The 14,894-nt window shown below is 73.8% G+C and carries 10 protein-coding genes; 3 read left to right on the top strand and 7 right to left on the bottom strand.

The genetic code is table 11. The features are described 5' to 3' along the window. Positions 1-21 precede the first annotated feature (21 nt). Entirely contained in the window at positions 22-1,542 is a 1,521-nt protein-coding gene (locus AB0M92_RS16690) for a fatty acyl-CoA synthetase (protein ID WP_366102878.1), read from the bottom strand. 167 nt (positions 1,543-1,709) lie between these two features. On the opposite strand from AB0M92_RS16690, the gene AB0M92_RS16685 reads away from it, so the two are divergent. Next, complete coding sequence (locus AB0M92_RS16685) at positions 1,710-4,181, top strand: penicillin acylase family protein (RefSeq protein WP_366102875.1); 2,472 nt, start codon at positions 1,710-1,712, stop codon at positions 4,179-4,181. Positions 4,182-4,233: 52 nt separating this feature from the next. Here the strand turns inward: AB0M92_RS16685 and AB0M92_RS16680 are convergent, their stop codons facing one another. From AB0M92_RS16680 to AB0M92_RS16670, 3 genes are all read right to left on the bottom strand, one after another. Next, a complete protein-coding gene (locus AB0M92_RS16680; protein ID WP_366102874.1) occupies positions 4,234-5,373 on the bottom strand; it encodes an ionic transporter y4hA in 1,140 nt (379 codons plus the stop codon). Positions 5,374-5,527: 154 nt separating this feature from the next. Beyond that, complete coding sequence (locus AB0M92_RS16675; protein ID WP_366102872.1) at positions 5,528-7,081, bottom strand: acyl-CoA synthetase; 1,554 nt, start codon at positions 7,079-7,081, stop codon at positions 5,528-5,530. 14 nt (positions 7,082-7,095) lie between these two features. Beyond that, the gene (locus AB0M92_RS16670) at positions 7,096-8,202 is read right to left on the bottom strand and encodes a nitronate monooxygenase family protein (protein ID WP_366102871.1); all 1,107 of its coding nucleotides are present in this window, start codon (positions 8,200-8,202) and stop codon (positions 7,096-7,098) included. Positions 8,203-8,465: 263 nt separating this feature from the next. Between AB0M92_RS16670 and AB0M92_RS16665 the strand changes: the two genes are divergently transcribed. After that, entirely contained in the window at positions 8,466-10,211 is a 1,746-nt protein-coding gene (locus AB0M92_RS16665; protein ID WP_366102970.1) for a serine hydrolase, read from the top strand. Between the two features lie 43 nt (positions 10,212-10,254). On the opposite strand, the gene AB0M92_RS16660 is transcribed toward AB0M92_RS16665, so the two are convergent. Further along, a complete protein-coding gene (locus tag AB0M92_RS16660; RefSeq protein WP_366102870.1) occupies positions 10,255-10,641 on the bottom strand; it encodes a VOC family protein in 387 nt (128 codons plus the stop codon). A gap of 144 nt (positions 10,642-10,785) precedes the next feature. On the opposite strand from AB0M92_RS16660, the gene AB0M92_RS16655 reads away from it, so the two are divergent. After that, positions 10,786-11,247 (top strand): nitroreductase family deazaflavin-dependent oxidoreductase, encoded by a 462-nt coding sequence (locus AB0M92_RS16655; protein ID WP_366102869.1) that lies wholly within the window; start codon positions 10,786-10,788, stop codon positions 11,245-11,247. 6 nt (positions 11,248-11,253) lie between these two features. Here AB0M92_RS16655 and AB0M92_RS16650 read toward each other — a convergent pair whose 3' ends face one another. After that, positions 11,254-12,822 carry an NAD(P)/FAD-dependent oxidoreductase gene (locus AB0M92_RS16650; RefSeq protein WP_366102868.1) on the bottom strand — a complete coding sequence of 523 codons (1,569 nt, stop codon included), beginning with the start codon at positions 12,820-12,822 and terminating at the stop codon, positions 11,254-11,256. Continuing rightward, entirely contained in the window at positions 12,819-14,894 is a 2,076-nt protein-coding gene (locus AB0M92_RS16645) for a serine/threonine-protein kinase (protein WP_366102867.1), read from the bottom strand. The genes AB0M92_RS16650 and AB0M92_RS16645 overlap by 4 nt, the downstream gene beginning before the upstream one ends.

The following is a 14,894-nucleotide window of genomic DNA, read 5'->3' as shown; positions in this document are numbered from 1 at the left end:
GGCCCGGGGTCGTCCCGCCGATCAGGCCGGCCCTTCCTCCTGTCCGAAGCGGTCCCGCAGTTCGCGCTTGAGGATCTTGCCGCTGGCGTTGCGCGGGAGGGCGTCCACGAACAGCACCCGCTTCGGGGCCTTGAAGTGGGCCAGCCTCTCCCGGGCGTACGCCAGCAGCTCCGCCTCCGTGACCTCCCCGCGCGGCACCACGACCGCCGTGACCGCCTCGATCCACCGCTCGTCGGGCAGGCCCACCACCGCGGCCTCGGCCACCCCCGGGTGGGTGTACAGCGCGTCCTCGACCTGCCGGGAGGCCACCAGCACGCCGCCCGAGTTGATGACGTCCTTCACCCGGTCGACGACCGTGAAGTACCCCTGCGCGTCCCGCACCGCGAGGTCACCGGAGCGGAACCAGCCGTCCCGGAAGGCCTTCTTCGTCGCCTCCGGATCGTTCCAGTACCCGAGGCACAGCTGGGGCGAGCGGTACACCACCTCGCCCGCCGTGCCGTCCGGCACGTCCGCGCCGTCCTCGTCGACGACCTTCGCCTCGACGTGGCGCACGGGCCGCCCGCAGGACTCCATCCGCCCGTCGTGCTCGTCCGGGCCCAGCACGGTGGCCAGCGGGCCGATCTCGCTCTGGCCGAAGCAGTTGTAGAAGCCGAGCCCGGGCAGCCGCGCCCGCAGCCGCTCCAGCACGGGCACCGGCATGATCGAGGCCCCGTAGTAGGCCTTGCGCAGCGCACCCAGCTCGCGGCGCCCGAAGTCCGGGTGGCCGGCCAGTCCGATCCACACCGTGGGCGGCGCGAACAGGCTGTCCGCCCGCCCCGCCTCCACCAGGCCGAAGATCTCCTCGGCGACCGGGGCGTCCAGGATGGTGTTCCGCGCGCCCACCGCCAGGTACGGCAGCAGGAAGACGTGCATCTGCGCCGAGTGGTAGAGCGGAAGCGAGTGCACCGGCCGGTCCGCCTCGGCCAGGTCCAGGGCCTCGATCGCGCTCTCGTACTCGTGGACCAGGGCCTTGTGCGTCATCATCGCGCCCTTGGGCAGCGCGGTGGTCCCCGAGGTGTAGAGCAGCTGCGCCACGGCGTACTGATCGCGGTCCGGTACGAAGGGCAGCGGATCGGCCAGCTCCGCCAGGAACGAGCCGGGCGCGTCGCGCAGCGGCCGTACGGCGTGACCTTCGGGGATCCGCGCGGCCAGCTCCGGGTCGGCGAGGACCAGCGCGCTCGTGCAGTCGTCCAGGATGTGCGCGAGGTCCTCGCCGGTCAGGTTCTGGTTGACCGGGACGTGCGTGAGCCCGGCGCGGGCGCAGGCGAGGAAGGCGAGCAGGTAGGCGTCCGAGTTGTGGGCGAAGGTCGCGACCCGGTCGCCGTCGGCCAGCCCGTACCGCTCCCGCAGGACGGCGGCCCCGGTGGAGACCGCGGCGTCGAGCTCCGCGTACGTCCACGTCCGTTCGCCGTAGGTGAGCGCCTGCCGGTCCGGGACGCGCAGCGCGCTGTCGCGCACCAGCCCGTCGACCGTGTTCTGCCGCACCGCCCGCGCTGCCGTCATGGCGTGATCCTCGTCTGCGCGCACGGCCGCGGTCAATGACCCGGACCACCGGGACACCGAACGGCATGTTGACAGACCGTCAGGCCGCCTGCATGAGTGTGGGGGCACACGAGCACCGCCTGTACCACGGGCAACCCCGCCCAGCCACAGGCTACTTGGGAGGCACTTTGCACCCGTTCGACGGACACGGCCGCACCCGCCCGCTGCTCCGGCGCGCCGCGCTCCTCGGCGCCGCCCTGCTCGCCGCCACCGCGGCGGCCCCGCAGGCCTCGGCGGCCACGGCCGCCGCCGACCGCGGGCCTTCCGGCGGCGGCCTGTCGGCCGTCATCCGGTACACCGAGAACGGCATCCCGCACATCCTGGCCCAGGACTACGCACACCTCGGCTTCGGCACCGGATGGGCCCAGGCCGCCGATCAGGCCTGTGTGCTCGCCGACGGGTTCGTCACCGTGGCCGGCGAGCGCTCCCGCTGGTTCGGCCCCGACGCCGCGACCGACGGCTCGCTGTCCTCCGCGGGCAAGAACCTCACCAGCGACCTGTACTTCAAGGGGGTCCGGGAGGCCGGCACCGTCGAGAAGCTGCTCGCCGCGCCCGCCCCGGCCGGCCCCACCCGGGACCTCAAGGAACTGATGCGCGGCTGGGCCGCGGGGTACAACGCCTGGCTGGCGCAGAACAAGATCACCGACCCGGCCTGCAAGGGCGCCGCCTGGGTCCGCCCGGTCACCGCCGTCGACGTGGCCGCCCGCGCCTTCGCCGTCTCGGTGATCGGCGGCCAGGGGCGCGCCGTGGACGACATCGCCGCGGCGCAGCCGCCGGGACGGGACTCCTCCTCCACCGCCGCCCCCAACGCCGCCCCGGCCACCGCCCCGGCCACCGACCCGGCGGCCGCCGCCGAGGCCGCGCGGGCCTTCTTCGACACCGGCCGCTACGACATGGGCTCCAACGCGGTGGCCTTCGCCGGCTCCACCACCGCGAACGGCCACGGCCTGCTCCTCGGGAACCCGCACTACCCCTGGCAGGGCGGCCGCCGGTTCTGGCAGTCGCAGCAGACCATACCCGGCGAACTGAACGTCTCCGGCGGCTCGCTGCTGGGCACTCCCGTGGTGAACATCGGCTTCAACGAGAAGGTGGCCTGGAATCACACGGTGGCCACCGGCACCCCCGTCAACCTGCACCAGCTCACCCTGGACCCGGCCGACCCGACCGCCTACCTGGTCGACGGCAAGCCGGAGAAGATGACGCAGCGCCGGGTCAGCGTCCAGGTGGCGGGCGGCGCCCCCGTCACCCGCACCCAGTGGTGGACCCGCTACGGGCCCGTGGTCACCGGCCTCGGCCCGACCCTCCCGCTGCCCTGGACGACCGGGACGGCGTACGCGCTGAACGACCCGAACGCGGCGAACCTGCGCGGCTCCGACACCGCCCTCGCCTTCGGCAAGTCCCGCTCCGTCGCCGGGATCCAGGACGCGCTGAAGCGCACGCAGGGCCTGCCCTGGGTCAACACGGTCGCCGCGGACTCGGCAGGCGGAACGCTGTTCGCCCAGTCCCAGGTGCTCCCCCGCATCACCGACGAACTCGCCGCCCGCTGCTCCACCCCGCTCGGCAGGGCCACGTACCCGGCCTCCGGGCTCGCCGTCCTCGACGGCGCGCGCGGTGACTGCGCGCTCGGCTCGGACCCGGACGCGGTGCAGCCGGGGGTGTTCGGCCCGGGGAAGGCGCCGACGCTGCGCGACGCTCCGTACGCCGAGAACTCCAACGACAGCGCCTGGCTGGCCAATGCCGAGACGCCGGTGACCGGCTACGAGCGGATCTGGGGCAGCTTCGGCACACCGCGTTCGCTGCGGACCCGGGGCGCGGTGGAGGACGTCTCCGCGATGGCCGCCAAGGGCGGGCTGAGCGTGGCGGACCTGCAGAAGCAGCAGTTCGCGAACCGGGTGCCGGCCGGCGATCTCGCGGCCGCCGACGCGGCGAAGGCCTGCGCCGCCCTCCCCGGCGGCGCGGCCACCGCGAGCGACGGCCGGTCGGTGGACGTCTCTGCGGCCTGCGCGGTGCTGGCGGGCTGGGACCGTACGGCCGACAGCGGCAGCCGCGGGGCACTGCTCTTCGACCGGTTCTGGCGCAAGCTGACCGCGAGCACGCCGGCCAAGGACCTGTGGCTGGTGCCGTTCTCGGCGGCCGACCCCGTCCGCACCCCTCGTACGCTCAACCGGGCGGCGCCCGGGATCGCACGGGCACTCGCGGACACGGTCGCGGAGCTGGCGGCGGCCGGCATCGCGCCGGACGCGCCGCTCGGCGAGCACCAGTTCGTGGTGCGCGGCGGGCAGAAGCTGCCGGTGCCGGGCGGCACCGAGGCGCTGGGCGTGTGGAACAAGATCGAGGCGCCCTGGAACGCGGCGGCCGGCGGCTATGCGGAGGTCGTGCACGGCTCCAGCCACATCCAGGCGGTCGGCTGGGACGGCGGCCGCTGCCCGGTGGCGCGCACGCTGCTGACGTACGGCCAGTCGTCGAACCCGAACTCGCCGCACTACGCCGACCAGACCCGGCTGTTCTCGCAGGAGCGCTGGGTGACCTCGCGGTTCTGCGAGCGGGACATCCTCACCTCGCCGCAGCTGAAGGTGGTCTGGCCGCGCGAGCGCCGCTGACCTGCGCCATGGTCCGGTGGGGCCGGAACGGTCCGGCCCCACCGGCGGCTGCTCAGGGGCTGACGGCGAGGAAGAGGTAGGCGGCGAGCAGGACCAGGTGCACCCCGCCTTGGAGCAGGGTCGCCCGGCCGGGCGCGATGGTGAGGGCACTGACCACGACGGTCAGCGCGAGCAGCACCATGTGGATCGGCCCGAGGCCGAGCAGCAGCGGGCCGGACAGCCAGATGGTGGCGAGGGCGATGGCCGGGATGGTCAGGCCGATGCTGGCGATGGCGGAGCCGTAGCCCAGGTTGAGGCTGGTCTGGACGCGGTCGCGGCGGGCGGCGCGGACGGCGGCGAGGGTCTCGGGGGCCAGGACCAGCAGGGCGATGATCACGCCGACGACGGCGTTGGGCAGGCCCGCGCTGGCGACGCCCTTCTCGATGGTGGGCGAGACGGCCTTGGCGTCGCCGACCACCGCGATGAGCGCGACCAGCAGCAGGCCGAGGCTGACCAGGGCGGCGCGGGAGGTGGGCGGCGCTGCGTGCTCCCCGTCGGCTTGCCCCGCGTCGCCGCCCGCGGCCCCGGCCGCCCGCTGCGTACCGGTCCCGGTGTCCACCGGCAGGAAGTAGTCCCGGTGACGGACCGTCTGGACGGCGATGAACAGCCCGTACAGGGCGAGCGAGGCGACGGCGGCGAAGGTCAGCTGGGCCGTGGAGAACTCCGGCCCCGGCTTGCTGGTGGTGAAGGTCGGCAGGACCAGGCTGAGGACGGCCAGCGTCGCCACGGTGGCCAGGGCCGCGCCGGAGCCCTCCGCGTTGAAGACGGCGACCCGGTTGCGCAGGGCTCCGACGAGCAGGGACAGGCCGACGATGCCGTTGCAGGTGATCATGACGGCGGCGAACACGGTGTCCCGGGCCAGGGAGGCGGTCTTGTCCCCGCCATCGGCCATCAGGGTGACGATGAGGGCCACTTCGATGACGGTGACGGCCACGGCCAGGACCAGCGAGCCGAACGGCTCGCCCACCCGGTGGGCGACCACTTCGGCGTGGTGCACGGCGGCGAGCACCGCGCCACAGAGGCAGAGGGCGACCAGGCCCACGGCGAATCCGGGCAGATCGCGTCCCCAGCTGAAGACGAGGGCGAGGAGCGCCACCACGGGGACCAGGACGGTCCAGTCGGTCAGGGGGAATCTGCGGGTAGCCGTACTCATATCAGCCAAGTTGCCAGAAGTGTCCGCGATGTGCGGCTCAAGGGGCGCATCCGGGGCTCTGACGTGGCACTTCTCACGAATTGTCGGGCGTGGCGGACCGAGTCCGCAGCTCGGGTCGCGGGGTTCGGATCCCGGTCCGCCACACTCGGCGCGCTCACACGGCGCGTTCGCGGCCCTCCCAGTACGGATCGCGCAGCCGCCGCTTGTAGAGCTTGCCGTTCGGGTCGCGCGGCATCGTCTCGATGAAGTCGACCGACTTGGGCCGTTTGAAACCGGCGAGCTGACGCTCGCAGTGGTGCAGGATCTCCGCGGCGAGGGCGTCCCCGGCGACGAAGCCCTCGGCCGGTTCGACCACCGCCTTGACCTCCTCGCCCCAGTCGGCGTGCGGTATCCCGAAGGCGGCGGCGTCCGCGACCGCCGGGTGGGTGAGCAGCGCCGACTCGATCTCCGCCGGGTAGATGTTCACCCCGCCCGAGATGATCATGTCGATCTTGCGGTCGCGCAGGAAGAGGTACCCGTCCTCGTCGATCAGCCCGAGGTCGCCCACGGTGAAGAAGTCGCCGATGCGGTTCTTCTTCGTCTTGCCCTCGTCCTTGTGGTAGCTGAAGCCGCCGGTGTTCATCTTCAGGTAGACGGTGCCGAGTTCGCCGGGCGGCAGCCGGTTGCCGTCGTCGTCGAAGACTGCGAGCTCACTGATCGGCCAAGCCTTGCCGACCGTTCCCGGCTTCTTCAGCCAGTCCTCGGCGGTGGCGAACGCGCCGCCTCCCTCGCTGGCCGCGTAGTACTCCTCCACGCACGTGCCCCACCAGTCGATCATCGCCCGCTTGACGTGGTCCGGGCAGGGCGCGGCCCCGTGGATCGCGTGCCGCATCGAGGAGACGTCGTACGCGTCCTTCGTCTCCTGCGGGAGCGCGAGGAGCCGGTGGAACTGCGTCGGGACCATGTGGGTGTGCGTGCAGGCGTGGCCGTCGATGAGCCGCAGCATCTCCTGCGGGGTCCAGCGGTCCATCAGGACCAGCGGGTGCCCGATGTGCAGGGCCGCGCCCGCGAATTGGAGGACGGCCGTGTGGTAGAGCGGCGAGCAGACCAGGTGGACGTTGTCGTCGAACGGCCGGATGCCGAAGATCCCGAGGAAGCCGCCGAGGTACGTCTCCTCCGGGAGCTTGCCGGGCAGCGGGCGGCGGATGCCGCGCGGGCGGCCGGTGGTGCCGGAGGTGTAGTTCATGACCCAGCCGAGGGTGCGCCCCTCGGGCACGGTCGCGGGCCGCCCGCCGAGGAGTGCGGCGTACGGGTGGAAGCCCGCGACCTCTCCGACGCAGTAGCGGTGGCTCACGGGCAGGCCCGCCTCGTCGGCCGCGGCAGTGGCGGCCCCGGCGAAGCGCTCGTGGGCGATGAGGACCTTGGCGCCGGAGTCGGAGACGATCCAGGCGATCTCGGGGCCGAGGAGGTGGTGGTTGACCGGGACCAGGTAGAAGCCGGCCTGGGAGGCGGCGAGGTAGGCGGTGAGGAACTCGACGCCGTTCGGGAGGACGACGGCGAACACGTCGCCCTTCTCCAGTCCGGCGGCGCGCAGTCCGTGGACGAGGCGGTTGACGTCGGCGTGCAGCCGCCCGGCGCTCCACTCCTCCCCCTCGGGGGTGACGAGGACGGTGCGCCCGGGGTCGGCGGCGGCCTGGGCCCAGAATCCGTTGGGTCGTTGCTCACTCATGCTGATCACACCTCTCAGGCGCGGCCGGCGATGCGGTTGATGCGGTCGATGGCGCGCTCGAAGCCGCTGGTGAGGTCGTCGAAGACGGCCTGGACGCTGCGTTCGGAGTTCATGCGGCCGACGATCTGGCCGACGGGGGTGCCGAGCAGCGGTCGGACCTCGTGCTTCTGGATGCGCGAGACGGCCTCGGCGACGAGCAGCCCCTGGAGCGGCATCGGGAGCGCGCCGGGGCCGGCCGGGTCGTCCCAGGCGTCGGTCCACTCGGTACGGAGCTGGCGGGCGGGCTTGCCGGTCAGGGCGCGGGAGCGGACGGTGTCGCCGGAGCCGGCGGCCAGCAGCTTCTCGGTGAGGGCGCGGGAGTGCAGGTCGGCCTCGGTGGTGGTGAGCCAGAGGGAGCCGAGCCAGGCACCCTGGGCGCCGAGGGCGAGTCCGGCGGCGATCTGCTCACCGCTGCCGATGCCGCCGGCGGCGAGGACGGGGAGCGGGGCGACGGCCTCGGCGATCTCGGGCACCAGCACCATCGTGGCGATGTCGCCGGTGTGGCCACCGGCCTCGTATCCCTGGGCGACGACGATGTCGATGCCGGCTTCGGCGTGGCGGCGGGCGTGTTTGGCGCTGCCGGCGAGGGCGGCGACGAGGACCCCGTGGTCGTGGGCGCGCGCGATGACGTCGGCGGGCGGGGAACCGAGGGCGTTCGCCAGGAGTTTGATGGGGTAGTCGAAGGCGACGTCGAGCTGGCTGCGGGCGACCTGCTCCATCCACCCGGTGATCCTCCAGCCGGAGGCCTCGCCCTCGGCCAGCTCGGGGACGTGGTGCTTGGCGAGGGTGTCGCGGACGAAGGCGCGGTGGGCGGCCGGGATCATCGCCTCGATGTCGGCCTCGCTGACGCCGTCGACGGCCTTCTTGGCGGGCATGACGACGTCGAGGCCGTACGGCTTGCCGTCGGTGTTCTCCTGCATCCAGTCGAGGTCGCGTTTGAGCTCGTCCGGGGCCGTGTAGCGGACGGCGCCGAGGACGCCGAACCCGCCGGCCCGGGTGATGGCCGCGGCGACCGCCGGAAAGGGCGTGAAGCCGAAGATGGCGTGCTCGACTCCCAGTTTCCTGCTCAGCTCCGTCTCCATGGGCGGCAGCATGCCGCAGCCCGGCGGTCGAGGGAAGAGGTTTCTGATGACTCGTCAGATTCTTTACGGGCCGGTCGGTGCGGGGCCCGCCGCGCGGGCGGGCAGATACTTCGGGAGGGCGCGGTTCGGCGAACAGGAGGCCGGTGGTGGAGGAGCACGCGGGGGACGGGGAAGCACGCCGCAGAAGCCGGGCCCGGTCGGCGGACCCGGCCGGAGGCGGGGCTCCCCGGAGCGGACCGAGCCGGCGACGGCTCGGGGGGCGGCTGCTGGCGCTCGGCGGGGTGCTGCTCCTGCACGCCGCGCTGCCCGGGGCCGCCGGGGCTGCCGGCCATCCCGCCGAACGGCGGGCACTGCAGGGGCTGCGCCTGCGGTACGGGTCCGCACGGCAGGCGGGGCTGGTGGAGAAGCACCTGGAGGCGGCGGCCGACGAGGCCCGGCGCTTTCTCGGCCCCTCCCCCGAGCACCCCTACTACGCGGGCGCCGTGGTGCTCGCCGGCCGGGGCCGCACGATCGCCCTGCACCGTGCGACGGGCGAGGCCGTGCGGTACGCGGACTACGACGGGCGCACCGACCGGGTGCGGGAGTTCCCCGCGGCGCAGCGCATCCCGATGGCCGAGGACACCGTCTTCGACCTGGCCTCGCTGACCAAGCTGTTCACCTCGCTGCTGGCCGTGCAGCAGATGGAGCGCGGGCGGCTGGAGCTGGAGGCTCCGGTGGACCGGTACCTGCCCGAGTTCACCGGCGGCGGCAAAGAGCTGATCACGGTGCGCCAGCTGCTCACGCACACCTCCGGGCTGCGCTCCTGGGCCCCCTTCTACCAGCAGCCCACCCGCGAGGGGCAGTTGAGGCTGCTGTGCGGGGTGCGCCCGCAGGACACCCCCGGGACGGTGTACCGGTACTCGGACCTCAACCTCATCGCGCTACAGCTGCTCCTGGAACGGATCACCGGCCACACTTTGGATCTCCTGCTCCACGACGAGATCACCGCTCCGCTCGGGATGCACCGCACGCGGTACAAGCCGCCGCTCTCCTGGCGCCGCGTCACCGCCGCCACCGAGGTCCAGCGGCCGCCCTGGTCCGGCCTGGACCGCGGGCTGGTCTGGGGTGAGGTCCACGACGAGAACGCGTACGCCCTCGGCGGCGTCGCCGGCCACGCCGGCGTCTTCGGCACCGCGTTCGACCTGGCCGTCCTCGCCCGCACCCTCCTCGACGGCGGGGTCTACGCCGGCAGGCGCATCCTGCGCCCCGCCTCCGTCGAACTGCTCTTCACCGACTTCAACACCGCGTTCCCCGGAGACGACCACGGCCTGGGCTTCGAGCTCTACCAGCACTGGTACATGGGCGCCATGGCCACACCGCACTCCGCCGGCCACACCGGCTTCACCGGCACCTCCCTGGTCCTGGACCCCTCCACCGACTCCTTCCTCATCCTGCTCGGCAACTCCGTCCACCCCGTGCGCACCTGGCGGGCCGGCAGCGCGCCCCGCGTCGCCGTCGGCAACCGCTTCGCCCGCGCCGTCCCGGTCCGTACGAAGCACGGCGGCCCGGCCTGGTACTCCGGCATGGAGACCGGCGGCTCCGGCACCCTCACCCTGCCGCCGCTGACCCCGGCGACGGCCGCGGCCCGGCTGCGCTGCGCCGTGTGGTGGGACACGGTCCCCGGCGCGGGCGCCTTCCACCTGGAGGCATCGGCCGACGGGCGGACGTGGGAGCCGCTGCCCTTCAGCACGACGCGATCGACGGGCGGAACACCCGAACAGTGGCCGCACGGCAGCGCCGGCGGCTGGTCCGGCCGCATCTGGCACCGCCTGGAGGCCCCCCTCGCCCCCTGGGCGGGCCGCCCGGTCCACCTCCGCTTCCGGCACGCCGCGACCGGCCGCTACGTCGGCCGCGGGGTGTACGTGGACGTCATCCGCGTGGCGGAACCCGCCCGCCTCCTCTTCGCGGAGGACCGCCCGGCCGACGCTTCCCGCATCCGGCCCACGGGCTGGACCCGCTCGGCGGACTGAGGCGCCGGGGGTACGGCCGGGCCCGGGGCGGCCGGCAGCCGTGTCAGCCCTCGCGGACCAGGCAGAACGGGTGGCCCGCCGGGTCCGCGTACACGCGCCAGTCGTCGGGGACGGCTCCGGCGCGGGCGTCCAGGAGGGTGGCTCCGACGGCCAGCACCTGCTCCTGCGCCCGGTCCAGGTCCGGCACGGCGAAGTCCAGGTGGAACTGCTGCGGACGGGCCGGGTCCGGCCACTGCGGCGGCCTGTGGTCCGCCACCCGCTGGAACGCGAGCACCTGACCCGACGGGACGTGCAGCGTCGCCCAGTGCTCGTCGACCGACCAGCGCGGGTCCGGCCGGTTGACGGTCCCGCCCACCACCTCCCGGTAGAACTCGGCGAGTCGCAGCGGATCGGGGCAGTCCAGCACCACACACTGAAATTCGGCGATCATGGCCCGATCCTAGAGCGCCTCCCGGCCCGAAGCAGGCGCCGGGGGCATGAAACCGTGCCCGCCGCTGTTGGCACTCGTTGAGTTCCGTTGAGTGTTCAACCCCCCCCTCTCAGGCAGTTCAACAGCGAAGGCAGGTACAGGCACATGGCGACCTCCGACATCGACTGGGACCACCCGAAGGACCCCAAGCAGGGCACCTGGCAGCTCGACCACGTCAAGCAGTACGTCGCGACGGACGGGGCCGAGGGCCACCACTGGAACGGCACCCAGACGCTGCTGCTCACCACCGTGGGCCGGGTCTCCGGCAATGCCGTGCGCACCCCGCTCATCTACGGCGAGGCCGACGGCCGCTACCTCATCGTCGCCTCCAAGGGCGGCGACGACGAGCACCCGCTCTGGTACAAGAACCTCACGGCCCACCCCGAGGTCCGCATCCAGGTCGGCCCGAAGGTGCTCCAGGGCACGGCCCGCACCGCGACTCCCCAGGAGCGCGCCGCGTACTGGCCCGTGATGGTCAAGCACTGGGCGGACTACGACGAGTACCAGAGCAAGACCGACCGCGAGATCCCGATCGTCGTGATCGAGCCCGCCGGAGCCGCCGCGTAAGCGCGGTCAGTGCCCCAGGACGGCCATCGCCGCATTGTGGCCGGGGACCCCGCTGACGCCGCCTCCGCGCACGGCGCCCGCGCCGCACAGCAGGACGTTGGCGTACGGGGTCCCCACCCCCCAGCGGCCGGCCGCACCCTGGTCCTGCGCGTACGGCCACGACAGGTCGCGGTGGAAGATGTGCCCGCCGGGCAGCCGCAGTTCGCGCTCCAGGTCCAGCGGGGTCTTCGCCTCGATGCACGGCCGCCCGTCCGCGTCGAAGGCCAGGCAGTCGGTGATCGGCTCGGCCAGGTGCGCGTCGAGCTGCGCGAGCGTCCCGGTCAGCAGCACCTCGCGCGCGCCCTGGTTGTCGTGTCCGAACAACCGGGCCGGGGTGTGCAGGCCGAACAGGGTCAGCGTCTGGTACCCCTGCGCCACGAGCTCCGGCCCGAGGATCGTGGGGTCGGTCAGCGAGTGGCAGTAGATCTCCGAGGGCGGTACGGACGGCAGTTCGCCGGTGGCCGCCTCGGCGTAGGCCCGTGCCAGTTCCGCGTAGCCCTCGGCGATGTGGAACGTGCCGCCGAAGGCCTCGCGCGGATCCACCGAGGTGTCCCGCAGCCGCGGCAGCCGCCGCAGCAGCATGTTGACCTTCAGCTGCGCCCCTTCGACCGGCGGCGCCGGCTCCGTCTCGCCCATCAGTTCGCCCAGGGCCCGCGGCGAGGCGTTGACGAGCACCGTCCGCCCGACGACCCGCCCCTCCCCGGCCGCCGTACGGAAGGTCACCTCGGCCGGCGCCCGCCCGTCCGTCTCGATGCGGAGCACCTCGTGCCCCGTCGCGATCTCGGCCCCGGCCGCCCGGGCCGCGGTCGCCAGCGCGTCGGTGAGCGCCCCCATCCCGCCGACCGGAACGTCCCAGTCCCCCGTGCCGCCGCCGATGACGTGGTACAGGAAGCAGCGGTTCTGGACGAGCGAGGCGTCGTGCGCGTCCGCGAACGTGCCGATCAGGGCGTCGGTGAGCACCACGCCCCGCACCAGGTCATCGGCGAAGTGCTCCTCGACGGCCCGCCCGAGCGGCTCCTCGAACAGCATCCGCCAGGCCGTCTCGTCGTCGATCCGGGCCCGCAGCTCCGCCCGCGTGGGCAGCGGCTCGGTCAGGGTCGGGAAGACCTTCCCGGCGAGCCGCCCGGTCCGCCCGTAGAAGGCGCGCCAGCTCTCGTACTCCCGCTCCGAGCCGGTCAGCCGCGCGAACGACTCGCGGGTGCGGGACTCCCCGCCGCCGACCAGGAGCCCTGCGGCCCGCCCGTCGCGCTCGACCGGCGTGTACGAGGACACCGTCCGCTTGCGGACCGCGAACTCCAGCCCGAGGTCCCGCACGATCTTCCCCGGGAGCAGGGAGACCAGGTACGAGTAGCGCGAGAGCCGGGCGTCCACGCCGACGAAGGGGCGGGTGGAGATCGCGGCGCCGCCGGTGTTCCCGAGCCGCTCCAGGACCAGCACGGATCGGCCCGCCCGGGCCAGGTACGCGGCGGCGACCAGTCCGTTGTGCCCGCCGCCCACGATCACGTCGTCGTATACATCGTGCCCGAAGCTCGTCATGGCTCTTGGTAACACACCTGGCCGAGCCGCTCCAGACAGTGCGCCTCGTCGGCGTGGGCCGCCACCGTGTCCGGGTGGTCGTCGCCGAGGGAGCGTTCGCGGATGCCGGAGAGTTCCCGGTAGACCGGCAGGGCCTCGTCCCAGCGCCCCAGCCGGCCGAGCCCCACGGCGAGTTCGCGGCGGCTGACGAGGGTGTCGGGGTGTTCGGCGCCGAGCGCCCCGGCCCGGGCGGCGGCCACCTGCCGGGCCTGTGCCACCGCCTCTTCCCAGCGCTCCAGCCGGCCCAGGTTGACGCCGAGGACGTGCCGGGCGCGGAGGGTCTCGGGGTCGGCGGCGCCGTACGCGCGGGTGCGGTCGCGGACCAGGCCCCGGAACAGGTCCAGGGCCTGGGCGGCGTGGCCGGTCCGGCCGAGCGCGATGCCGACCTCGTAGCGGGCGGCGAGGGTGTCCGGATGGTCGCGGCCCAGCACCCGTTCCCGTACGGCGGCGACGTGGCGGAACCCGTCCAGGGCCTCCTGCCAGCGGTCGAGGCGGCCCAGCGCGTACGCGACCTCGTACCGGGTCAGCAGCGTGTCCGCGTGCTCGGCGCCCAGCACGGCCGCCCGGTCGGCGGCGACCTCGGCGGCGGTGCGGTGGGCTTCGGCGAACCGGCCCAGATCGCCGAGGGCGCAGGCGAGGCTGTGGCGGCAGCGCAGCGTGTCGGGGTGGAGCGGGCCCGTGGCGCGCTCCCGGGCGACGAGCACCGCGCGGTAGACGTCGTGGGCCTCGCGGTGGCGTCCGAGCCGGCCCAGTTCGTACGCCGCCTCCTGGCGGGCCGCGAGGGTGTCGGGGTGGTCGGCGCCGAGGACCCGGGTGCGCCCCTCGGCGACGGCTTCGTACAGGGCCAGCGCCTGTTCGGGCCGGTCCGCGCGGCTGAGGGCGAACGCCCGGGTGTGGTCGGCGCAGAGCGCCTCGGGACCGGACTCCGCCGGGGAGCCGAGCGCGGAGGAGCCCGGGGTCGCAATCCCGTACGGCGCGGTGAGCCGGGGGTCCTCGGCGGCCGCGGGGCGCAGGATCCGGTGCTCGCCGCCGGGGCGCCCGGCGGTCCAGGAGCCGGTGAGCACGGCCCAGGCGCCGCTCGCGGGGCGGGCCCCGGTGCCCGCCTTGCGGCCCGCGGTCATCCCGTGCGCCCACGCCGGGAGGGGTGCCTGGGCGCCGGGCAGGCCGCCGGGGCCGACGCGGCCCTCGACGAGCCGCCGGTGCAGGTGGCGGGCGTCGCCGGGGCGGTCCTCGGGGCGCTTGGCCAGCAGGTCCAGGACCACGTGCTCGAAGTACTCGGGCAGTTCGGGCCGGTGCTCGCGCAGCGGTACGGGCGCGTTGTCGCGGTGGCCGACCAGCACCGACCAGGAGTCGCCGAGGTCGAAGGGCGGGGCGCCGGTGGCGATCTCGTACAGCACGCAGCCGAGGGAGTAGAGGTCGCTGCGGTGGTCGACCTCGCCGCCCGCGATCTGCTCGGGCGACATGTAGTGCGGGGTGCCCATGGCCATGGCGCCGCCGGTGAGTTTGGCGGTGAAGCCGATGTCGTGGGCGAGGCGGGCGATGCCGAAATCGCAGATCTTCACCGTGCCGTCGGTGAGCCGCATGATGTTGGCGGGTTTCAGATCGCGGTGGACGACGCCCTGGTCGTGGGTGTAGCCGAGGGCGGCGGCCAGTTGCTCGGCGGTGTCGACGACCACGTCCACGGGGAGCGGGCGCGTCTCGTTGTCGTCGAGGAGCTGGCTGAGGTTGCGGCCGTCGAGGAGCTCCATGACGAGGTAGAGGGGACCGCCCGCGGCGCTGTCGTCACCGAAGTCGTGGACGACGGTGACCCCGCGGTGCTGGAGGGACGCGGCGACGCGCGCCTCGCGGCGGAAGCGTTCGCGCAGGACCTGGGTGAAGTGGTTGTCCTGCTCGGGCCCGAGCGGTTTGAGGCATTTCACGGCGACCTGCCGGCCGAGCGACTCGTCCCGGGCGCGCCACACCTCGCCCATGCCGCCGCGCCCGATCAGATCGAGTGACCGGTAACGGCCCTGGATCAGTCTGGACTCCGCCAT

This window comes from Streptomyces sp. NPDC051582, assembly GCF_040681715.1.
Taxonomy (GTDB): Bacteria; Actinomycetota; Actinomycetes; order Streptomycetales; family Streptomycetaceae; genus Streptomyces.
Note: the sequence above shows the minus strand (reverse complement) of the source record. Positions and strands in the feature narration are given on the sequence as shown.

Bases quoted from the DNA above. Each gene is read 5' to 3' on its own strand.
- AB0M92_RS16660 (WP_366102870.1), bottom strand. From the start codon at position 10,641: ATGATCGCCGAATTTCAGTGTGTGGTGCTGGACTGCCCCGATCCGCTG.
- AB0M92_RS16675 (WP_366102872.1), bottom strand. From the start codon at position 7,081: ATGAGTGAGCAACGACCCAACGGATTCTGGGCCCAGGCCGCCGCCGAC.
- AB0M92_RS16655 (WP_366102869.1), top strand. From the start codon at position 10,786: ATGGCGACCTCCGACATCGACTGGGACCACCCGAAGGACCCCAAGCAG.
- AB0M92_RS16645 (WP_366102867.1), bottom strand. From the start codon at position 14,894: ATGGCGGAGTCCAGACTGATCCAGGGCCGTTACCGGTCACTCGATCTG.
- AB0M92_RS16670 (WP_366102871.1), bottom strand. From the start codon at position 8,202: ATGGAGACGGAGCTGAGCAGGAAACTGGGAGTCGAGCACGCCATCTTC.
- AB0M92_RS16650 (WP_366102868.1), bottom strand. From the start codon at position 12,822: ATGACGAGCTTCGGGCACGATGTATACGACGACGTGATCGTGGGCGGC.
- AB0M92_RS16690 (WP_366102878.1), bottom strand. From the start codon at position 1,542: ATGACGGCAGCGCGGGCGGTGCGGCAGAACACGGTCGACGGGCTGGTG.
- AB0M92_RS16680 (WP_366102874.1), bottom strand. From the start codon at position 5,373: ATGAGTACGGCTACCCGCAGATTCCCCCTGACCGACTGGACCGTCCTG.